This window comes from Tuberibacillus calidus DSM 17572 (assembly GCF_000430685.1).
Lineage (GTDB): Bacteria > Bacillota > Bacilli > Bacillales > Sporolactobacillaceae > Tuberibacillus > Tuberibacillus calidus.
This window is the reverse complement of sequence record NZ_AUMM01000022.1, coordinates 15841-38285: the sequence shown is the minus strand read 5'-3', so window position 1 is coordinate 38285 and position 22445 is coordinate 15841. Positions and strand designations below refer to the sequence as shown.

Here is a 22445-nt window from a genome sequence, read left to right as displayed (position 1 = left end):
TGAGTGGGCGTCCCCTTTTGTGGTTTATTTGATTTGGATTTTCCGTGTGAACGTGCTCGTCGCGCCGCGGTTATCGGTGACGGTGAGTTTTACGGAATACTTGCCTTTGGCAAATCGGTGTTGAACGATTTTGCCTTCAGCAGCTGATCCGTCTCCGAAAAGCCATTGATATTTGACGATTTCGCCGTCCGGGTCATAAGAAGCACTGGCGTCAAACGTCACGTCTTGTTGTTTTTTGGCCGTTTCCGGTGCATAGAATTGTGCGACCGGTTCCTCATTTGGAATATTTAAATACAGTTTACCTGGAGCAACTTTACGGGTTTCATTGCCATAATCATCTCGGGCGCGGACTTCAATTTGCGCTCCGGCAGCTTTCACATCCGAAGTGGCCGTATAGTAACCCACATAGTGCCCAGGTGACGTTTCGACCATCGGTAATTCATTGACGCTGTTAATGCCATTCGGGTTAATCAACGGCATTTGGATGGCAAATGATGCGTGTAAACCGGGTTCGCTGTCAAATTCGATGGTGACGGTATGCCCCATGTCGAGATAGACGTCCTCGGTTGGTTGCAAATTTTCAATGGCTGGGGCGGTAAATTTGGCTTTGACGGTGATCCGCTTCGTCGTTTTATTGCCAGCTTTATCGGTGGCAACGACCCGAATCACATTATCGCCTTCATCCAACATGATTCGTTTGGAATAGGTGCCGTCATCGTTAACCGTTGCCTTTTGACCGTTCACTTTCACCGTATCCAAATGGCTGTCATTCACAGTGCCTTCCACGGTAATGGTTTCGTGATTGGTTTTTGCTCCATCAGCCGGACTGGTAATTTCCAGTGTCGGTTTTTCCTGATCGAGAATGACTTTTACAGGCTGCGATGGGTCGGTTGTCCCATTATCAGTGGACGCGGTCGCTGTGATGATGTTTTCCCCCTGTAAAAGGGTGATGGTTTTGGAAAATGTTCCATCATCGCCGACTGAGACGGTGCCTACTTCTTGGTCGTTATTATAAAGGGTGACTGTCGTCGTCGGTGCTGCCGTTCCTGTCACGGTGACAGTATCTTCATTCGTAAATGTTCCGTCGGCCGGAGATGTAATGACCGGAGGAACGACTTCATAGCTGACATCGGCGCGAATCATGTAGTTGCCTTCATCTTCTGGTGAAGGCGCCCATGAACCGCTGACACGTTCCCAACTGCGGCCATAGTTCGTACCATTTTCATCCGTTGCCAGACCTGGTGCATAAGGGTTCGGCTGAGTTTGGACATATACGATATAGAAATCACCATCGACGACAATGCCTTCAGAAGACAAGTCGACCGTCGTCCATGTTCCGTCCCTCTTCGCGGTCGCGTTAATCGGTCCGGCTAATTTTTTACCTGGAGCGCCGTCGGGGCCTGTGGCATCATAAACTTCCACTTGGAAATCGGTCCCGCCCGGTACTGGCCAATCTTGCGTCCAGAAAAGGAATTTGCCAGCTGTGACCATTGCCCGGTCATGTCCCTCAGGTAAGGACATTCTCACGGCCCAAGCGTTTTGGGCATCATAGAAAGCATGGGCGTTTTCAGCCGTGCCGTCATCGTAGACTAATTCACCCGGATACCCGATAAAGGGGCGGAGTGCGATGTCTTTCGTCACGGTATCGTTACCGGTGATGGTGACTTGAACATCTGAAGTGTAATAATTTGGTGCCGAAACATGTAGCGTATACGTGCCTTCATAGGCGGTGATGGTAAACGATCCGTTAGCATCCGTGTGCACCGGTTGAATGTTAGCGTCTTCCATCAACATGAGGGTGGCATTGGCGATGGGCTCCCCTGTCGCTTGATTGGTGACGGTTCCGGTCACGGTGCCTTGCGGAATCGGTGTTAAAGTAAAGTTCTGGGTTGTTGTTCCGTCTCTTGTCACATTGACCGTTTGTTCAGCCGATTGATAGCCATAAGTTTCGGCTTTCAACGTATAGGTGCCGGCGGCGTGTGTCATGGAATAGCGTCCGTCAGCAGGGTTGGTGTGGACCGACCGTCCTGTTTCAAGAACGCTGACCGTTGCGGAAAGCGGGAGCGATTGCACGTTGCTTTCCGTTTTTACCGATTTTGCCGAAAGTGTAACAGGCGTTTTGATATCCTTTTTGGGACTTGGTTTGATGGCATTCGGATCAACAGGTTGTTTGCCGCTTTTTCCAGCTTTTTCTTTGTTAACTTCGATGTTGTTATTTTTCTCAACACCAAGTTTTGCCTTGATGTTTTCGGTCGAATTCTCAATAAGCGCCACATCATCTAAATACCAACCGTCTCTTGTAACGCTATAGTCGGTACTGAGGCGGAAGCCAATGAAAATGCGTTGACCGCTATAGCTGGAGAGATCAATGGTTGCCGTTTGCCAGCCGCCAGAAGTGTTCGTAAACGAGGCAAGGGTTTGCCAGTTCTGCCGATCAGTGGAGACGACGACTTGGCCGTAATCGTAATAGTTTTCAAGATTATACCACTGCTTAAACTGCAGGCTGCTTGGGCTGTCTGGCAATTGGATCGGCGGCATCATGAGCGTGGCGTTTGTATCATTGTCATATTGACCGTCCAAATTCGTCCCATAGACTTTTTCGCCCGAATAGGCCGAACCTGGTCCGGAAGTCGGCACGCCCCATTCCCAAGGATCATGGTCACCGAAAGATTGCCAACCTGCCGGGAAGGATTCGAAATCTTGCATGTAGCCGACAGAGATCGCCGAACGGACAGGAACGTTATAAATATCGGTGGTCACGTCATTTTGGCCAAAATCTTGAATATGCCATTTATATTGAAGGTTCGGTTCAACAACGGAATCGGCTGGAATGACGGCCCGATAAACACCGTTTTTATAATCGCCGTCAGTTCTTTCGGCAGTGACCGTTTCCCAATCGCTGTCGCCCGCTCCTTTATACAAGAGTTCCACTTTGGTGACACTGACATTGTCTTGGACAGCGATATCAAGTGGCAACTCTAAACCGCTGTAAGTTTCAGGTGGAGCCTCATGTTGATAAGTTGGAGCTTCATCGTCATTGCCTTCGGTGGTCACTTGTCCTTCGATCGTTCCTAAACCGGTAGTCACCGATGAAACGGCGCTTAATGCATCAAGTAACCCGTATCCATATCCGTTGTTGGGGGATTCCGGGAATTGGCTATCCGTTTTCGGTGTGGCCGTATCGAGTAAAATTTGTTCGATCTCGTCAACCGATAGCGAGGCATCGGCTGAGAGCATTAAAGCGACTGCACCGGAGACGTGAGGTCCAGCCATCGATGTGCCGCTATAGGTACAATCGTATTGGCTGCCAGGAACGGATGAGCAGATGTTCACGCCTGGCGCTGAGACTTCGGGTTTGATTTCACCATATGGTGAAGGCCCTTGAAGTGAAAAACTGGCAAGATGATCGTTACGATCAGTGGCACCGGTGGCAAAGGATTCCGGATAGTTGGCTGGTGAAGCGACCGATCCTGGTCCACCGGGATTGAACATGTCGGTATTTCCGGCAGAAAACTCAGGGAAAATGCCGGCTGCCCGCCAGTTTTGCACCATCGGCCGGTACCATTCGTCAAGGCCCGGTCCGCCGCCCCAGGAGTTGTTAACAACATCGGGTGCCATTTCCGGATGAGGATTATTGTTGCGATCTTTAGGAGCGAGAATCCATTCGCCAGCTTCTAACAGGTCAACATCGGTACCGCCTGATTCGGTAAAGGCTTTAACTGTAATCCATTTCGCCCCGGGCGCCATACCGATGACCCGGTCATCTGTTGAGCCAACCATCGTCCCCATGGTATGCGTGCCATGGCCGATATCATCATAGGGCGTCGCTTGCCCGCGAACGGCATCAAACCAGTTGAATTCGTTGTCGGGCTCATCTGGATTGGTGGGATTATACCCGCGGTACTTTTCTTTCAGCGCTGGATGATCCCACTGAACGCCTGTGTCGATGCTGGCAACAACGACCCCTGTTCCGTCATAGCCCATATTCCAGACGGCCGGAGCACCCACGCGTTCAATGTTCCATTCCACGGTGCCGGTGGTCTGTTTTTTGTTTTTCGCTGGTTCGGTTTTCATTGGTTCGGTTTTTACTGGAAACAATTGTCGTGTTTCATTGGGTAAAATTTTCGCTACTTCGGAAAATGTTGCGAGTTTCTTCATGACCGTCTCTGTGCCGGTAACAGCGATGCCGTTGACGATATAAAAAGATTCATAGTTTTTGACGTTACCGGCTTTCTTTTCGTTTTCCAAATACTTGAGGAGCGGTTCTTGTGTTTCAGTGGCCATCGCACGCAGAGCGTTGACGACGGCGGAACGTTTCATGTATTTGGCTTTGGCTGCGGTTAGTTTTTGATCTTTAGCCATTTTTGCGGCGTTCTTTGCAGCTTTTGTTGTATCGGCTTGACTTTTGAGTTTAACCAAGAAGGTGACATATTTGTCTTTGCTGAATTGATCTTTGAGGCGGGAACTGATTTTGGATTGATCGCTGGTGGATTGGCCATGATGCAGGGATGTTTTACTGCCAGTATTTGCGGTAGACTTAGCCGACGCGTCCATAGCATTGGCTGTCACCGCTCCTAGTGGCAGAACCAAGAGCGTGCTCATCAAAAGACTGAACAGTTTGAGGGTATTTCGCCGGATGGTTTTATTAACCCTCATTCGATTCACTCCCTTTCAACAATTTTCCCGAAGCGCAGAGGAACAGTTAAACAGGGATAGGTAGCTTTTGTCGAAATCTCCCCCCTTCTTTACTAAATGGGATGTGTGTCATGTCTTTGATGCTTAACTTAATATTAAACAGCGCTGACAGCTTTGTCATCAAATATCTCAATATATTACGAAAATTAGGAAAAATGTAATGGCAGTAAAAAAGATTCAATTGGACTTATTACCTATACTTTAGACAGCCGCTTGTTGACTCTAGGCAAAAAAGAAGAGGAGGGGGATAGGCACAAAGAAGTATGTCAACGATTAGCCCTGTGTGTAAAGAAAATCAGGCGCCTCTCTATTGAGTCGAGGGCGCCTGTTCTTGTGATGAGGGGATATTTTCTTCTATTTTCTTGATTTTTTCGAGCAAATGTCGAACATTAGTCGCTTGTATATGTGCTTTTTTACTAATTAGGTGGCTACATGCCCCGTAAACGATTGCAGAAAGGTGTGGAAAAACGTCTAAGAGCTCTTTGAGCATGCTGTCAGTGACTTTGGCATCGAATTCGGTTGGGATATAGAAAGCGAGATGGGTGATGTTGTTTTTCTCAATGATGCGCTTTAATCGCTGTTCGTTCATATGTAAAGGCAAGTAATAGGTTTTCCATCCATTAACAAATAACATATCGTGTAAAATCTTTGTCGGTAAAAGTTGGTTATCGTTTATGGCGGTGACAACAATGGTTTGATGCTTAGTCGTTTGATAGGAGGGTGCAAAATCGATTAATTTCTGACCCAGGATATCGCAAGCGATGCGCCTGGCTTGTTCAACTTCCTTTTCGGTGGACGTGCCGTCTTCGATTTCTCTTACCGCTTTATCGATGATATCAATATAAATATCTTCAACTCGTTTGCCATCAGAAAGGATTTCAAAAGCGGTGAGCGCATTTTCCTTTTTTCCTTCCTTTAGGCTTTGGATAAATGACTGCCATAGATCCATAAAACTTTGGTCGACTCTCAAACGATTCCAATTTAAGATTTCCGTTACGACCAAAGAGAGGTCAGTTGGCAAGCGCAATGTTTCACCGGAATCATGGATATGGATCGTAGGGACATTCGCCTGCCAATGTTCTTGATAAACCGTTGTGCCGACTTGACCGTTTGACAGCCGGACTTCTGCTTGCGGCGGATAGATATTTAATAAATGGATGAATGTAAATAAAAGCTTAGGATTGTAGGCGGATTCATCCTCTAATATCCGTTCCAAAGCTTCCGGCGCTGCCAATGGCTTTCGGTAAGAACGAGGGAGTGTCAAAGCGGAATACACATCAACGATCGAGATGATTTGCAAATCCACATCCAATTGCGCTCCGCTCAACCCGTCCGGATAGCCTGTCCCATCAAGCCTTTCATGATGGGAGCGAGCGATTTTAATAATCCGGTCATCAAATCCAAGTTCCTTTAACTTCGTCGCGCCCATGGCCGCATGATGCTTGACCAGTTCGTATTCCGCTCGGGTGAGCTTGCTCTTCTTCTCCAAAATATAGGAGGGGATTTCCAACTTTCCAACATCATGTAAAAGGCAACCCATTGAGAATTGTTCTACGTCTGGTATGCCGAGTTTCCTTCCTAACAAGGTGCCGAGTACAAAAACATCAATCGAATGGTCAAAACTGTCCGGGCTCCATTTTTCCAATTGTTTTAACAAGCGGTAGATTCGTTTGTCGGAAAGCATGGTAGTAAAAAGCGTTTCCAGATAGCGGTACGTGCTTTCTTCCATCATGGCAAAACCATAGCGATTTTCCTGACCGATATAGATCAAACGCTCGTAAAAGAGTTTCGCATGCGATGAGGGGGAGTCTTTCAGCATTGACTCAAAGCGATCTTCGACATAAACCGGGCTCTTGCGCCATTCAATAAGGTTCTGAATGACTTCATCCGTCAAGATTAAGCCTTTTCTGTATACAATGCGTCGTTCTTTATACACATCTTGTCCGAGTATAAGTCCTGCAGTTAACTGGTGGGGTTTCATGCGGCGCATCGACAGGAGTCTCCAATCTTTGATTCGAGTTCGATAAAATGTGACAAGTTTCGTCTTTAAGTTATTTTATCAGATATTTAGATTTAATTCTGCAAATTCATGCAAAATATTTAAAAATGGGAAGAAAGGACTATCATGACAGCTGAAAGGCGATTTCTATGTGGCACTAAAAAACGGGTTGAACTTTCTCTATTGCGCGTTTTCTTGGATCGTTAAGCTAGGTCATCGCGCCATCTTACATATTTCACTATGATTCTTCCAGAATATGGAGTGTCTGCTCATTTTCGTGGCACTTCCAACTGAAAAATGAGCATAAATGCCGTTTTTGCGCATTTTCCATGTGTTTCAGACTTAAAACTGCGCATATGCTCCAGTTTTTTACATATTTCACTATGATTCTTCCAGAATATGGAGTGTCTGCTCATTTTCGCGGCTGTTCCGGCTGAAAAATGAGCATAAATGCGGTTTTTGCGCATTTTCCATGTGTTTCAGACTTAAAACTGCGCATATGCTCCAGTTTTTTACATATTTCACTATGATTCTTCCAGAATATGGAGTGTCTGCTCATTTTCGCGGCTGTTCCGGCTGAAAAATGAGCATAAATGCGGTTTTTGCGCATTTTCCAAGGGTTTCAGGCTTTAAAGTGCGCATATGCTCCAGTTTTTTATAATAATTTGCTATGACTATTCCGGATGATGGAATGTGCGCTTATTTTCATGGTTCTTCCTGCTTAAAACCGAGCATAAACGTCCATTTTGCAAGACATCTCGACTAGCTCAGCTTGATCAACGTGTACGTACCTATTATAAGAAAAAATTCTCGTCGCTTTTCGTCGTTCCAAGTTCTCTACTCTCTTTTAGTTTAAAGTAAACTTTGCCATGTCTTTTAAGAGAGGGCTGGGCCACAGTCGCTCGTATGTTGGTCCGATAAATGACATACTGCCATTGCTGGCCATTGATGTATTGGCAGTGCTCCTGTCAATCCTATCCTACCAAAAAAAGTTATACTTTCATATAAGTATAAAAAAATGCTCGATTCCGGTCGATAAAAAACATATACAGCTCCTTTGGTGTTGGAGGGTGAACAGACATGGATTTGACAACGTTGATTGGACTTGTGCTCGGGATCTTATCTTTATTGATTGGTTTTTTATTGGAAGGCGGAACGTTTGCTGCTTTGATTGAGGGAACGGCAGCTATGATTGTCTTTGGCGGTACGTTCGGGGCGGTGATTCTCAGCACGCCATGGAAAACTTTAAAACGCCTTCCTTTTATATTAAAATATGCTTTTTTAGAAAAACGGACTGAACCGGAAGAAATGATTGAACAATTAATTTCATTGTCCAATATCTCACGCCGGGAAGGTTTGCTGGCATTGGAAGGCCATATCGACAAGTTGGGGGATAATGCCTTTTTAAAAGAAGGCATTCAAATGATTGTCGACGGTACTGAGGCAGAAATGATTGAAGACATTCTCAATCGGAAAATCGAGCGGTATGAAGAGGAAATCCTGTCCATCGGAAGAATGTTTGAAGCTGCCGGTGGTTTTGCTCCAACAATGGGGATTATCGGGACGGTTATGGGACTCGTTCACGTTCTCGGAAGTCTTGATGAACCAAGCAAACTGGGGCCATCGATTGCCGTTGCCTTCGTCGCCACCTTATACGGTGTGTCGAGTGCCAATCTCATTTATCTCCCCATTTTTAATAAAATTAAAGCTCGCCTGCAACAGGAAATTCTACTAATGGAGTTGCAAGCAGAAGGGTTGATGTCGATTCAGTATGGGGAAAATCCCACCGTGCTCAAGAGCAAGTTAAGTGCATTTTTGGATCAGAAGAGCGGGAAAAACAGCGAGTTTCCGGGTGTGAGCGCGAATGGCTAGAAAAAGCCGGCGAAAAAAACATACGAGTCACGATAATCACGAGCGTTGGTTAATCACGTATTCTGACCTGATTACGCTATTACTTGTCTTTTTTGTCGTTTTATATTCTATGAGTGAGTTGGAAAAGGAACGCTTTAATGCGCTGGTTCAGTCTTTGCGCACGGCGTTTCAGGGAGAAGCGATCGTCGACCGATCGATCGACCCACCAGCTCGGGACATTAAGCTACCTGAGATTCCGGCACAAAAAAAAGATAAAAACAATGAAAAGCAATTGGATCAACTGTATATTCGATTGGAAAAGTACATACAAGAAAATCATTTACAAACCCAATTAGAGCTGAATAATTTGCCACAGGGTGTACAGATCACCTTAAAAGAGGAAATTTTATTTGATTTAGGAAAGGCGGACATTAAACCTGAAGCCATCCCTGTCCTTAAAAGGGTCGGTGGCATATTGCAATCTGTGAAGAATCCGATATCCGTCGAAGGGCATACGGATAATAATCCAATCCGTTACGCGACAGAATTCCATTCCAATTGGGATCTGGCGGCTGCTCGGGCCGAGAATGTGGCGATGTTTCTGATTAATCAGGACGGAATCGCCCCGGAACGGATTCGTTTTACGAGTTACGGAGAGTTCAACCCTCGGGTTCCAAATGACACCAAAGCCCACCAAGCGATGAATCGGCGCGTGAACATTGTCGTCTTACGTGATAAACCCGTAACGAAATAACAAGCGAAGGCAAAGACTTCTAAGCAACGCCTATCATTCTAGATACGCTCGGGGATAAAAATTTTTATTTAGAAAAGTCTAGTTGTGCCTGTTAGTTTGAATCAGCAAATGGGAGATTAGGCTCTGCTAAAAAAATTAGGCTCATATTAAGTAAACTTGGCTCTGCCAAGCCTAAATGGCGAAGGCAGAGCCTTTAATGTCCTTATGCGGTCTTGAAAAATGATAGGCTTTCATTCCTGCATAAAAAAAGAGGCTCTGAGGCCTCTTTTAATTATTAGAAATAAGATCTCGCACCGATATATTTCGGCTTCCAATAGGGATTGTCCATGTTTGTGATGATTACACCTTTGGAGGTGCTGGCTTGGATGAATTGACCATTCCCGATGTAAATGCCGACATGGGAAGGGCCGCTTTTATATGTGGAGAAAAAGACTAAATCCCCTTTTTGCGGTGTGGAGACGGCTGTCCCGCCGCTGTATTGTGCCGAGGTCGTGCGCGGTACAGAGATGCCATTTTGACTCATGACATATTGAACGAAACCGCTGCAGTCAAATCCCTTCGGTGATTCCCCACCCCAGACATAGGGCACGCCGATATATTTCTTAGCGGTGGCAATCACAGCATCCGCTTTTGATACGGTTTTGCTCATTTGCTTAATGGAGGAATTTGTTCCTTTGCTTGTCGTTGGAGCAGAAACGGTTGCTTTCGCACTAGAGAGCGCACTTTCCGTTTTTGGTCCAACGATACCATCTACAACGAGATGATTCGCACGCTGAAAGCTTTTAACCGCAGCCTCTGTTTGGGGTCCGAAAATCCCGTCAACACCGCCTTTTAAGTAACCCAAATCTTTTAACTTCGCTTGAACGTTTTTGACGGCTTGTCCACTTGATCCGCGTTGGAGATAGGTCACCTTTGATTTGACTTGAGCTGTTGACGATGTGCCGAATAAGCTACCTAACGTTTCTGGACCAGCGATGCCATCGACGCGTAGGTTATGAGATTTTTGATAGGCAATTACCGCACTCCGTGTTTTCACGCCGTAAATACCATCAATGGCGCTGTTATATAATTTGAGAGCATGCAATTTTTCTTGCAAAATTTTCACAGACGTATTATGGTCGCCTTGATTTAAAATTTGATGGGTATTGGTTAACGTGGCTGCGCTAGCCGAGGCGGAAAATTGGGGCAGGATAAATAATGATGCTGCGGTAACCGATGAAATGACAAGTTTCTTCATTGGTTGTTTCACTATCAGGAGTCCCCTTTGTTGCTAGTCTAAGTTTGATAGTTTTCTAGGGAATATCCTAAACCTTAAATGTTACAAACAAATTAACAGATAATTTCATGAGGATTAAATGATAAAAAATTAGGCTGGATTTTTTACCTGCGTTGGAAAATTGCAGTGATACGCAGTAAAAAGTGGTAAAACCGTGGGGGATTTTGTTGGTTTGGAAATCTGTGGTTCCAATTTATTTAAAAGATCATGCATGAACCTAAAAATGATTGACTTTGAGCCATTCCAGAATCAATCGGTCCAATTCTTGACTGCATTTTATAGTGGCATCGTGGTTTAAACCCTTTTTTTTCGCGAAGTCATCTAACTGACGGCGCTTTTTGTTTATTTCCTTAATCAGTCGTTCCTTCCGTTTTTCCTCAGTCATATTTACCTCCATAAATCTCAAATATTTTATGGGTTCTCCACCTAACCGTTTAACTGATCGGCTACCAATTGAATGCTGGATAAAAAATCGGCAATCGATTGATATATCTTATAGCCGGTCAACAGTTGATGACTTGTTATCAAAATGCGCCCCAAACATTCAGCTTTATATATCTTGTATTGCCTAAAACGGGATGAAATATAATTGAAGTGGCTCTCCATTTTGACATACCTCCGTAAGAAGCCGCCACCTCTATACGTGAAGGTGCATGTACAAGTGAAAATGGGAGATAAGTTTGATTAAAGACCGTTAACAATATGATGATAAAGAGTAGGAATGGAAATATCATAAATAAATTGAAGCATAAAGAGTTCTTGTGTGGTTTATTGTTTTCGTTCATAGGTAATAGTCGATTAAACTCCACTTCTAAGTGTCATCATTGGTGGACGGCAGTTCAACACCGTGCCAGTAGAGTGAAAAAGAGGTTGATCTGTTGAGGATTACCCTAAGTATACGAGGGCCGCCCTCAGGTGGTCAACCTCTTTCTAATGCGAATGCTTGAATGATTGTTATTGGATAGGGGCGTGTAATGGGTCCATATATTGGATTTACTTTGGTTTTTGGGCTCCTCCTGCTGGGAAGCATCACTGTCTTCCGTTACGGTGTGTCACGTGTTCATAGCCATATGAGGATGTAGATTCAAGTTTTGCAGAGTCATGGGCCCGCCTTTCCGTAATGCCCCATCATCCAACCAATCATCATTCCCTAAACGAACATTAATTCGGGAACCAGTCATGATCCGCTGTAAAATTATTTTCACCTTCTACATCCATAAAAAATGTCTACACCGAAAAAGGCGTAGACATACTTCTACATCCTCGGCGGCCCGGCTGCCATAGCCATATTGACCTTAGGCCCGTGGCTTTGCGTACTTATCTTTCAGTAAGTTTGCCCTTTTCGGAATGTTCAATATTTATATACATCTTGGGACTATAATACTATTATATTCGACAAAAGTATAGTATTTTCGACAAAAAAATGAAAGTTTTTTTTCTGTTTTCTTTTAAATACGTGATGTTCGAAGAAAATAAGAAATGCATAGTGGCAGAAGGGGATGCTTATTACCAGATTCATTCCAGAACCTTTACCATCGGAATAATACAAAACGATTCATTTATTTTCAAGCTTGAGCATTTACCCCTCTAATTGGCGGTGTAAGATAGAAGTGTAAAGTTGTAAGATGGCATGCGCCTATAGGGCATGTTCCCTATCCGCAATAGAGCTTCTATTACAGAGGGAAGAATAAGGATCCGTGCCCGAAAAATTGATTTGTGAGAGCGGCACCATTTGACTTTGGCTTGTCGAACGATGAAAGGATAGGATAAAATAAAAATAATAGAAATTTTTGGTGTTTAAGGGTGGGGGTACATGTGAAAATTGGTGCGGTGGTATTATCAATAATCGCTTTTATTTCGGTGATCGTAATCGGACAATGGCATTGGAAAAATGAAATTCGGGCGCATGAGAATCAGGCGCAAGCATTGGAATATACGGATGCGATGGCAGCGTCAAATGACGAAAAAGAGGCGGTCTCTTCGGAGAAAACACAAGATTCAACTGATCTGGAAAAATTAACGGCAAAGCTCCCCGACGAAGTCAAAAAGAAAATCAAGGCGGCGTATAATGATCATGAACAAGTGAATGTCCTTCTATCGGGTGGTCATGAAATAAGTGGGTTAGCGTCATTATTAGAAGAAAAGCTTAACCATACATACGGTGAAAACTTGTTTAAAGTCACTGAGCTGAATTTTGATCGTAAAACATCGATGGAAGTGTATAACAATGATTTAGATGCGCCAATCGCTGATCAAACGCCGGATTTAGTCATCTTTACGTCGCTTTTGATCAACGATGCGGGGAAAGTGAGCACGAACGATTCCTCACAAGTGCCGCTTTTAATTAAGGACCGTATACTCAAAAAGTCACCGGAGACAGTCTTTATGATCGAGCCGCAAAACCCCATCACCTATAATCCATACATCAATGACCGAATAGAAGAAGTGGAAGCCAAAGCGAAAACAGCGGGCATCCCGTACATCGATCATTTTTCCGAATGGCCTGAAGAGGATGATTTAAAGGCTTACTTGGATGACAAAGGGCAGTATCCAAACGAAAAAGGATTATCCCTTTGGGCTGGCCTTTTGGCAAATTATTTTACAAGTAAAAAGTAAAAGGGTGCTGGCGGCACCCTTTTTCTATGATCTGAAAAGCTACCAAGTCAGATTATGAGTCTGACTTGACATGGGATCCTCCGCCCCGAGTCGAAACAAAGAACCATACGTTATGCCAAGATCGCTTCGATTTTCTCGAGCGTTTCTTCGTCCAACTTGACGCCCGAAGCCTTCGCGTTTTCTTCGATTTGTTCTGGGCGGCTTGCGCCAACAAGGGCACTTGCGACATTCGGTTGGCGAAGAATCCAGGCAAGGGCGAGTTGCGCAACCGTTATGCCAAGTTCGGCGGCAACACCTTTCAACTGTTCCACTTTATCCAGATTTTCATCGGTTAAAAGATTTTTAATCCCGTTATTGGTCGAGGCGGCGCGACTGCCCTCTGGTGCCGCTTCGCCCTTTTTATATTTGCCGGTTAAGACGCCTTGACCGAGCGGCGACCAAACGACTTGACCGATGCCATGTTTTTCACATACGGGAATGACTTGGCTTTCAATTTTCCGGGCAAGCATGCTGTATTGCGGTTGGTTGACAATGATGCGGTCAAGCAGTTTTTGGTCAGCGATATGCACAGCTTCCGTGATTTGTTCTGCTGTCCATTCACTGACACCGACATAAAGCACCTTGCCTTGGCGGACGAGATCATCCATAGCTCTTAAAGTTTCATCGACCGGTGTTTCCGGGTCATGACGGTGGCAATAGTAAATATCGACGTAATCGACATCGAGCCGTTTTAAGCTGGCATGGGCTTGCTCCATGATGTGCTTGCGCGACAAGCCGCGGTCATTCGGGCCGTCACCCATTGGCCAAAAAACTTTGGTGGCTAGCACGATGGAATCACGGTTAAACGCCTTAATCGCTTTACCTACCACTTTTTCCGCTTCGCCGCGCATATAGACATTGGCGGTATCAAAAAAGTTAATGCCGAGGTCATAAGCTTTATGAATCGTGTTAATGGCATTTTCCTCCGCGACATAACCGCCGTAAGTGAGCCAGCTACCAAGGCTGATCTCGCTCACCTTTAATCCGGATCTTCCGACTCTGCGGTATTCCAATAGTGAAACCCTCCTTAAAAAGACTTTCTAACTTGTCTCCGTAGCTTTTTTTTACCGATTCGCCATAAACGCTTCGATTTCCTCGACTGTGCGCGGTAAGTCCGTTGTTAATACTTCGACGCCGTTTTCGGTGACGACAACATCGTCCTCAATGCGCACGCCAATGCCTTCTTCTTCAATGTAAAGGCCGGGTTCAATCGTTAACACCATGCCCGGTTTCAGTTCGCGGTCGCGGATGCGGCCGACATCGTGGGTGTCGAGACCGAGCGGGTGGCTGACGCCATGGAAATAGTATTTGGAAAGCTCCTCGGGTTTTTCAATGAGCCCGATCGCAATGCACTCTTCAGCTAAAATGGCTTTCGTTTTTTCCTGCAGCTCGCTGAACGGAAGGCCCGGTTTAATCATAGCGGTCACTTCGCGCAGAGCTTTTAAAACGATGTTGTAAATCGTTTTTTGCCGTTCGCTGAATTTGCCGTTGATCGGGAACGTGTAGCTGATATCGGCATTATAAAGCTTGTATTGGGCGCCGAGGTCGAGGAGCATGAGGTCACCATCTTCCGCCGTGCCGTTATTGTTTTCATAGTGCAGGATGGTGGCATTTTTTCCAGCAGCAGCGATTGTATGGAAGGCATGATGCTTAACGCCGTTGGATTTTAACACAAAATCAAAATACGCCTCTAATTCATATTCCTTCATGCCGGGTTTGGCATTTTTCATCAAATATTTAATGCCGTCAGACGTGATTTTCCCGGCTTGACGAATGTATTCGATTTCTTCTTGGCTTTTAATCAAGCGCATGTCGCAAATGGCGTTGTAGGCGTTATGTATCTGAAGAAACGGATAACGCGCTTTGACTTCATTGGCAAAAACTTGTGCGGTCGTCTGCGGTGCGTCCCATGAACGCCGTTCGAGGTCGAGATACAGATGTTCATATCCGGCAAGGAGGAACTGGCCTTGGAGAAAGCCATGGAATTCATCCAAGTAGTAAACATTTTTCACTTCAATGCCTGAAGCTTGAGCGGCTTCTTCTTTTGTCATCGCCTCGCCAATCCACCGGGCCATAACGGGGTCGGGTTTCTCAACAAAAAGACGCGCTTCGGTTTTACCTTCGAACTTAGAAAGAACGAGGATGATTTTTGGTTCTTCAATGCCTGAGAGATAATAAAAGTTTCGATTCGGTACAAAGGGGTGAGTTTGGTCACCGGAGGACGTTGGGGCTTCACCTGCAAAAAAAACAGAGAGCGATTTGTCCGGAAGCCCCTCCAGGAAGCGTTTCCGGTTGTTTTGGAAAAAGCTAGTCTCCATCATGATCCCTCGCTTTATTAAAAAAATCCGTACATCCCTATTTTACAAGAAACTCCTTCGACTTTCGAACAATTTGTTTGAAAAGTGGCACGGGTTTTAAAACTGAATCAATAGTGTTTCTTGTTTTAGCTGACGGATCATTGTGTTGGAAAGTAAATGTAGGAAAAGGATGTTGGCAAGATAAGTGACCATTTTCCGGGAAAACTCGCTCTTAATGAGGGTGTTTTACTAATTTCTGTATCCTATCAGCCATTTTAAAAACGTGGGCAATATAAAATGGCATATAGAACGGTTCTAAAAGCCATTTCGTACCTTGGATTTTGTGAAAACGGCGTTTAGCATACATTAACTGGAAAAGCCCACTTGCAACGAGGGACATTATACCAAAATTTGTATCCTATTAGCCATTTTAAAATCGAGGGCAGTCCAAAATGGCGTATAGAGCGGTTCTAAAAGCCATTTCGAGCCAAAGAATTTTTCGAAATGGTATTTAGGATACACTTTCTGGAAAAACCCGCTCGTTACGTGGGCTATTTTTCCATTATCTGTATCCTATTAACCATTTTAAAATCGTGGGCAATTTAAAATGGCATATAGAACGGTCCTAAAAGCCATTTCGCGCCTTGGATTTTGTGAAAACGGCGTTTAGCATACATTAACTGGAAAAACCAACTTGCTACGAGGGTTATTTTACCAATATCTGTATTCTATTAGCCATTTTAAAATCGGATGCAGTCCAAAATGGCATTTAGAGGGGTTCTAAAAGCCATTTTAAGCAGGAGACTTTGTGAAAATGGCATTTAGCATACATATAATGGGGAAACTGCTCTTTTCGAGGAGAGAATAACCAATATTTGTATTCTTTCATCTACCGCGTACAGCATGATTAATGAAACGGCAAATGATCGCGCAGATATAAGAAAAACCGGGCATACGCCCGGTTTTTTAAGTAATGACCGAAACCTATGGAGGAAGTGAAAATCCATTATATTTTTTCTCGGTATGTCTTATCTGACAGCATTTTCGCCAACCGTAAGCTAAAATGTTCGATCGGCTCGGCATTAAAGATTTTTTGGAACTATTTTTTATTACGAAACAGTCGATAAAGGCCGTTTTCAACAAAAGCATATCATTTTGAGGCTTTTGCACCAGCGTTTTAATATGCAATCGGAAAAAGCATATCATTTCTGCACACAAACCGCCTTGAAATGATACGCAATCCAGTGAATTGGAAGTTTTTAGGCGGTAATTTGGACCGTTTTTGCCAAAAGCATATCATTTTGGCCTTTTCGATCGGCTGTTTTGATACGCAATCGGAAAAAGCATATTATTTCCGCGCACAAACCATCTTGAAATAATATGCAATCCAGCGAATTGGAAGTTTTTAGGTGGCAATTTGGCTCGTTTTCAACAAAAGCATATCATTTTGACGCTTTTGCACCAGCGTTTTAATATGCAATCGGAAAAAGCATATTATTTCCGTACACGAACCGCCTTGAAATAATATGCAATCCGGTGAATTGGAAGTTTTTAGGTGGCAATTTGGCTCGTTTTCAACAAAAGCATATCGTTTTGACACTTTCGCACTTGCGTTTTGATACGTAATCGGTAAAAGCATATTATTTCCACACATGAATGGCTTTGTAGTTGGCCCTTTCCTGCCAAAGCAACCCTTTTGGCTACCTCTATTGCTGTTTTGTTAGCCTGAAAACTGATAATTCTTACCAATTAATCCGCTTTGGGATTTGCAAAACGTCTGAAACTGAATAACATGTTATCGATTTCTGGATGTTGCGTGGGGTTTTTATCGTTCTCGATACGGAAATTCCGCGTATCGAGTATTTGCGCGACGTTTTCTTATATTAGAAGCGTAAAAAATACACAGTTTACACCACTGTGGTAGACCCGAATTTTTATACTTTCTTATCCTTTAAAAAAGCCGACGTCCACTGACGCCGGCTGTACCCAGTCTTAAATAACCACCCGCTTGAAAACAACATCAGGTTATTGGCTGGCTTCTGTGTTGCTGTTATCACCGTCGTTTTGATATTTGGACATGTCCAGTGTTCCGTTTAATTCATCCTGGATCATGTCGTGCACCTTTTGTTTTTCTTCTTCGGAAACGACGATATAGGAGCCGCCGTCGATCATTTGCGGATCTCCTTGAACTTGATAGTTATAGATGTGTTCGCGCACCGTTCGGTAATTAAACGCGATGCTTTTCATGTCGTCAAAAGTAAGGTTGGTTTTAATATTGTCACCGAGCGCTTTCAAGATACTTTGCATATGGGTAACCGAAGTGACGCTCTTGCCCTTATCAATAATACCTTGAATGACTTGACGTTCACGATAGTTCCGGCCAATATCGCCTCGCGGATCTTGATGGCGCATGCGCACATACCCGATCGCTTTAGGCCCGTTTAATTCAATTTCGCCCTTTCGGTAATGATAGCCTTTTTTATAAAAACCTTTGTCATACCAATCAATCGGATTATCGACCGTAATGCCACCAACCGCATCTACAAGATCCACAAGCCCTTGCATGTTGATTTTTGCTACATAATCAATCTTTATGTTAAGGAAATGCTCAACGGTGCTTTTGGCTAATGGCAATCCCCCGTATGCGTACGCGGCATTGATTTTCGTTAGACCGTGGCCTTCAACTTCCGTTCGTGAATCCCTCGGGATGCTCGTCATAAGCATCGAATGATCCTTTGGATTGAGCGTAGCGACGATAATCGTATCGGAACGGCCGACATCATGAGGTCGTTCATCAACACCGAGCAGTAATATATTGATGGGTTTGTTGCCATTGGAGATATCCGTTCTCTTCCCAGGTAGGTTTAAATGCATTTTTTCCGCAGTCGCTTTTATAGCGTTATAGGCATTAAGGAAGTAAACGCCCCCGCCGATTAGAAGAATGAGTATCAAAAATAAAAGGAACTTCTTAAACCTTCTTTTTTTCTTTTTTCTTCTCTTTTTTCGTTCAAGCCTTGATTCCATGATGATGTCAACTCCTTAATACACACAGATCCACCTATATGAAAAATAAAACCCATTCATTTTAATTAAGATGAAAACAATTTTCATGGTAAAACATTTTATATTATAAATCATTTCGTTGTGTTTGTGTAAATTGACTTAAAAACAACATATTTTGTTAGAATCTATTAATATATGTTATAATAAGCAACTTTTTAAGGAAAATTGTCACTTGCTTGGTTGGTCTATTAAAATATGGTTAGAGAACTGGAAACTGACTATTAAAAACGACATAGGTTAAGCTTTATGGTTAAAGTTAAATTCGTTATTATGGAGTTATGTGTTTTGAAACAGAAGAGGTGCATGATGAATCAACGCATAAAAGTGATGACTATATTCGGAACAAGACCAGAAGCCATTAAAATGGCACCAGTCGTCCTGGAATTACAAAAACATCCCCATTTTATTGAATCAATCGTCGTGACGACCGCACAGCACCGGGAGATGTTGGATCAGGTGCTGCATGTGTTTCATATCGTACCGGATTATGATTTGCACATTATGAAGGATCGGCAGACACTTTCCGACATTACCGTTAAGGCGTTGACCGGCCTTGATGAAATAATAAAAAGAACAGAACCCGATCTCATACTCGTCCATGGTGATACAACAACCACCTTCGTCGCCAGCCTTGCTGCCTATTATAATAAGGTCAAAATCGGACACGTCGAGGCGGGACTTCGAACCGGCAATAAATACGAACCGTACCCCGAAGAAATGAATCGGATGCTAACCGGCGTGCTGGCTGATTTTCATTTCGCGCCTACGGAACGAGCGAAACGGAATCTTCTAAAAGAAGCTAAACCTGAAGCGTCCATTTTTGTAACGGGGAATACCGTGATTGACGCATTAAAAACAACTGTTCAAAAAGATTACAGCCATCCGGTGCTCGATGCGATCGGGAACAGAAGAATGATATTAATGACGGCACATAGAAGGGAAAATCTCGGGCGACCGATGGAGCATATTTTTCATGCCGTCCGCCGCATCGCAGATGAACATGAAGATGTCGATATTGTCTATCCGATCCATTTAAATCCTTATGTGCGGGATATTGCATATAAGCTACTGGCAGGTCATGAAAGAATTCATTTAACGGATCCCTTCGATGTCTTCGACTTCCATAATTTTATGGCTCGCGCGTACTTGATTCTTACTGATTCGGGCGGCATACAAGAAGAGGCCCCTTCTTTTGGCGTTCCCGTTCTTGTGCTGCGAAATACAACGGAAAGACCCGAAGGTATTGAATCGGGAAATTTGAAATTAGCGGGGACTTCGGAGGAGTATATCTATGAGCTAACGAAACAGCTCCTGAGCGATGAAGAGGAATATCATAAAATGTCCAAGGCCGCCAATCCTTACGGTGACGGACGCGCTTCGGAACGGATTGTGGAAATCATCCTAGAGCATTATTTAAAAAAGGAAAAGATACGCATCTAGAAAGAAGCTCTGTTGGGTATCCCCTCGGCAGAGCTTTTTACTTGCGAACGAAAAATGCACAATAGGCTACGTGACTTATTGTGCATGAACATATTAAGGTTTATCTCAGTTCGAATAGAAGGTCGATGTAGAATATTCCTATATTCTAAATTGGCTAGCTCGTCGTATAAAGTCCGTCTTTCCTTACCGCTCCCTCTTACTTCTTCACGGAAAAAACACCCCAATAGAGCGAAAACATCTATAACGTGATATCGTATCTTAACCGCTTAAAGGCGTTCGGGTTGGGCATAAGGTGACCCACCCTATAAAATTTTCAACGAGCACCGTAATTTCTTGCGTTAGCACATACTTCCAAATGAAAATGTTAAAAATTTATTTACATAAATTTAACATTCCCTTAATATACATCTTGAGGTGCATAAAATGTTGAAATTGTTAAGACTCGCCTATCATCCGTTTTTAATATTTACCGGGTTTTTCTTCATAAAGATGATTCTTTTAGGACGGATGCTATACGGTACGTATTGGAATCCCGGTTTTATTATAAATAATGTAGCGGGGATCGCTGTCCTATTTATATTGCTTGAATTTTTACCGAAAAAGACAAAGTGGACGTTATACATCCTCTTGGATGCCATTTTGACGACCGCCTTTTTTGCGATTGTCATCTATAGCAACTACTTTGAGAACGTGCCGACGTATCATGATTTATCTAGCATCAGTCAGATTCCTTCGGTCAGTTCCAATTTGGGGTTACTCATCCACCCTCAGGAGTTTTTATTGTATTTTGATTTTATTATCCTTATTATATTGATGCTCTTTCATTTCTTTTTAAGAACAAAAATCACCTCGGTCAAAAGGTATTCTAGAAAGTGGTTATCCGTAGGGTTGGCCGGGCTACTTGCCTTTAATATTGGCAGCTATTTTTATCATCGCACCGATCAAGTGCTAAACAGCGCGGTGTATGCCAAGACGGCTGGTTTAATCAACCTTCAGTTTAATCAACTGCATACAGAAAGAGCTGTCCAAGCAATGGCGAAAAAAGGCAGCTTTAATCTCACGCAGGATAAAATTTTTCAGATTAAACACTTGAAACGCGTGCCCTCTGATCAACATCCGTATTTCGGAATCGCCAAAGGGAGAAACTTGATCGTCATTCAGATGGAATCACTGCAAAACATGATTATCGGCAAATCGATTAACGGTCAGGAAATCACGCCTAATCTTAATAAACTACTCAAGGAAAGCTTTTACTTTAATAATGTGTACCAACAAATTGGCTCGGGTAATACTTCCGACGCCGAGTTTCTCATGAATACTTCGCTATATCCGGTCGGCAATAACCCGACTTCGGAAACATACGGAAATCGCGTCATCCCGAGTCTTGCGCGTTTATTAAAAGACAATGGTTACCAGGCGGTCACGCTTCACGTCGATGATATCCACTACTGGAATCGTGATGAGCTGTACCCCGCGCTCGGTTTTGACAAACACTATGACAAATCGTATTTCGGGGAGGAAGACAAAGTCGGGCTCGGGGCTTCGGATGATGTGCTTTACACAAAAGGCGTTGATGCGCTTGAAGCGTTAAAAACATCTTCTAACAAGCCGTTTTATGCCGATTTCGTGACATTGTCGGCGCATACGCCGTTTCAAATCCCGAAAGATAAACAAACCCTTTCCCTTCCTAAAAAATATCAGGGCACCTTTTTCGGTAATTATTTGGAAGCCCAACACTATGCTGACGCGGCCCTTGGAAGATTCTTTGATTTATTGAAGGAAAAAGGGCTTTGGGATAAATCAATGATTGTGATCTATGGGGACCATTCCGGTGTGCACGGCAAATTGATGCAAAAACAAGACCAACAACTCGTCGGTGATTTTCTCAAACATCCGTATACGCTACTTGACCGGTTTAACATCCCATTTATCATTGCGATCCCAGGGGTGACCCATGCGAAAATTTTTGAAAACGCCGGCGGACAAATCGACATGATGCCGACCGTCATCAATCTTTTAGGTATTAATGATCAAAACATGGTTTTATTCGGGCAAGACTTGACGGAGTACAAAGATAACTTATTTGGCATGCGTTATTATTTAACGGCTGGAGCGTATTTCACCCAACATACGTTTTATATTCCAGATTCGGAACGAACGCATCTTGTGATCTACAACCGCTTGACGCATCAAATGATCGCCCCGAAAGACCAAAAGGCTTACGAAGACAAAAGCCGAGAAATGCTGAAACTTCTGGAATTATCCGACCAATATATGGCGCGGCTGCCGTATCGGAAATAGATTGACTCAAAAAAAGTCGGGGGTGGATGTCACCAAATGTCCGCCCCCTAAAGAGTTAACTTATTTTTGTCGAAATTCCTTAAAAACAGGACGATAGTCTTATACTTATCCTCC

Annotated in this window: 12 protein-coding genes and 1 riboswitch; of the genes, 5 read left to right on the top strand and 7 right to left on the bottom strand. The window is 43.8% G+C overall.

Annotation, left to right across the window (positions count from 1 at the left end; all coding sequences use genetic code 11):
* Positions 1-24: 24 nt before the first annotated feature.
* Both H532_RS18135 and H532_RS19530 read right to left on the bottom strand, forming a co-directional pair.
* On the bottom strand, positions 25-4656 hold the full coding sequence (locus tag H532_RS18135) for a S8 family serine peptidase (RefSeq protein ID WP_081412361.1): 4632 nt from the start codon (positions 4654-4656) through the stop codon (positions 25-27).
* A gap of 346 nt (positions 4657-5002) precedes the next feature.
* Positions 5003-6685, bottom strand: coding sequence for an HD domain-containing phosphohydrolase (locus H532_RS19530; RefSeq protein WP_051263198.1), 1683 nt, complete (start codon positions 6683-6685; stop codon positions 5003-5005).
* 1089 nt (positions 6686-7774) lie between these two features.
* Here H532_RS19530 and H532_RS0107040 point away from each other — a divergent pair.
* Both H532_RS0107040 and H532_RS0107035 read left to right on the top strand, forming a co-directional pair.
* A complete protein-coding gene (locus H532_RS0107040) occupies positions 7775-8566 on the top strand; it encodes a flagellar motor protein (RefSeq protein ID WP_027724904.1) in 792 nt (263 codons plus the stop codon).
* A complete protein-coding gene (locus H532_RS0107035) occupies positions 8559-9299 on the top strand; it encodes a flagellar motor protein MotB (protein WP_027724903.1) in 741 nt (246 codons plus the stop codon). Before H532_RS0107040 ends, H532_RS0107035 begins: the two co-directional genes overlap by 8 nt.
* Before the next feature lie 274 nt (positions 9300-9573).
* On the opposite strand, the gene H532_RS0107030 is transcribed toward H532_RS0107035, so the two are convergent.
* A complete protein-coding gene (locus H532_RS0107030; RefSeq protein WP_051263197.1) occupies positions 9574-10548 on the bottom strand; it encodes a C40 family peptidase in 975 nt (324 codons plus the stop codon).
* A gap of 244 nt (positions 10549-10792) precedes the next feature.
* Entirely contained in the window at positions 10793-10960 is a 168-nt protein-coding gene (locus tag H532_RS19845) for an aspartyl-phosphate phosphatase Spo0E family protein (RefSeq protein WP_155994999.1), read from the bottom strand.
* 877 nt (positions 10961-11837) lie between these two features.
* Positions 11838-11923: riboswitch (cyclic di-GMP riboswitch) on the bottom strand.
* 467 nt (positions 11924-12390) lie between these two features.
* On the opposite strand from H532_RS19845, the gene H532_RS0107015 reads away from it, so the two are divergent.
* Positions 12391-13191: an SGNH/GDSL hydrolase family protein gene (locus tag H532_RS0107015; RefSeq protein ID WP_027724900.1), complete on the top strand. Its 801-nt coding sequence runs from the start codon at positions 12391-12393 to the stop codon at positions 13189-13191.
* A 110-nt stretch (positions 13192-13301) separates the two neighbouring features.
* Here H532_RS0107015 and H532_RS0107010 read toward each other — a convergent pair whose 3' ends face one another.
* The 3 genes from H532_RS0107010 to H532_RS18125 form a co-directional block, all read right to left on the bottom strand.
* Positions 13302-14243: an aldo/keto reductase family protein gene (locus H532_RS0107010; protein ID WP_027724899.1), complete on the bottom strand. Its 942-nt coding sequence runs from the start codon at positions 14241-14243 to the stop codon at positions 13302-13304.
* A gap of 51 nt (positions 14244-14294) precedes the next feature.
* Entirely contained in the window at positions 14295-15548 is a 1254-nt protein-coding gene (locus H532_RS0107005) for an aminopeptidase P family protein (protein WP_027724898.1), read from the bottom strand.
* A gap of 2004 nt (positions 15549-17552) precedes the next feature.
* Positions 17553-18551, bottom strand: a complete 999-nt coding sequence (locus H532_RS18125) for an LCP family glycopolymer transferase (protein WP_081412359.1) — start codon at positions 18549-18551, stop codon at positions 17553-17555.
* A gap of 345 nt (positions 18552-18896) precedes the next feature.
* Here H532_RS18125 and wecB point away from each other — a divergent pair, with 345 nt between their 5' ends.
* Positions 18897-20030, top strand: coding sequence for a non-hydrolyzing UDP-N-acetylglucosamine 2-epimerase (gene wecB / locus H532_RS0106985; protein ID WP_027724896.1), 1134 nt, complete (start codon positions 18897-18899; stop codon positions 20028-20030).
* Positions 20031-20453: 423 nt separating this feature from the next.
* Entirely contained in the window at positions 20454-22331 is a 1878-nt protein-coding gene (locus H532_RS0106980) for an LTA synthase family protein (protein ID WP_027724895.1), read from the top strand.
* Positions 22332-22445 lie beyond the last annotated feature (114 nt).

Excerpts from the sequence above, each read along its gene's own strand:
- H532_RS18135 (WP_081412361.1), bottom strand. The coding sequence starts at position 4,656 with ATGAGGGTTAATAAAACCATCCGGCGAAATACCCTCAAACTGTTCAGT.
- H532_RS19530 (WP_051263198.1), bottom strand. The coding sequence starts at position 6,685 with ATGCGCCGCATGAAACCCCACCAGTTAACTGCAGGACTTATACTCGGA.
- H532_RS0107040 (WP_027724904.1), top strand. The coding sequence starts at position 7,775 with ATGGATTTGACAACGTTGATTGGACTTGTGCTCGGGATCTTATCTTTA.
- H532_RS0107035 (WP_027724903.1), top strand. The coding sequence starts at position 8,559 with ATGGCTAGAAAAAGCCGGCGAAAAAAACATACGAGTCACGATAATCAC.
- H532_RS19845 (WP_155994999.1), bottom strand. The coding sequence starts at position 10,960 with ATGACTGAGGAAAAACGGAAGGAACGACTGATTAAGGAAATAAACAAA.
- H532_RS0107005 (WP_027724898.1), bottom strand. The coding sequence starts at position 15,548 with ATGGAGACTAGCTTTTTCCAAAACAACCGGAAACGCTTCCTGGAGGGG.
- H532_RS18125 (WP_081412359.1), bottom strand. The coding sequence starts at position 18,551 with ATGGAATCAAGGCTTGAACGAAAAAAGAGAAGAAAAAAGAAAAAAAGA.
- wecB (WP_027724896.1), top strand. The coding sequence starts at position 18,897 with ATGAATCAACGCATAAAAGTGATGACTATATTCGGAACAAGACCAGAA.
- H532_RS0106980 (WP_027724895.1), top strand. The coding sequence starts at position 20,454 with ATGTTGAAATTGTTAAGACTCGCCTATCATCCGTTTTTAATATTTACC.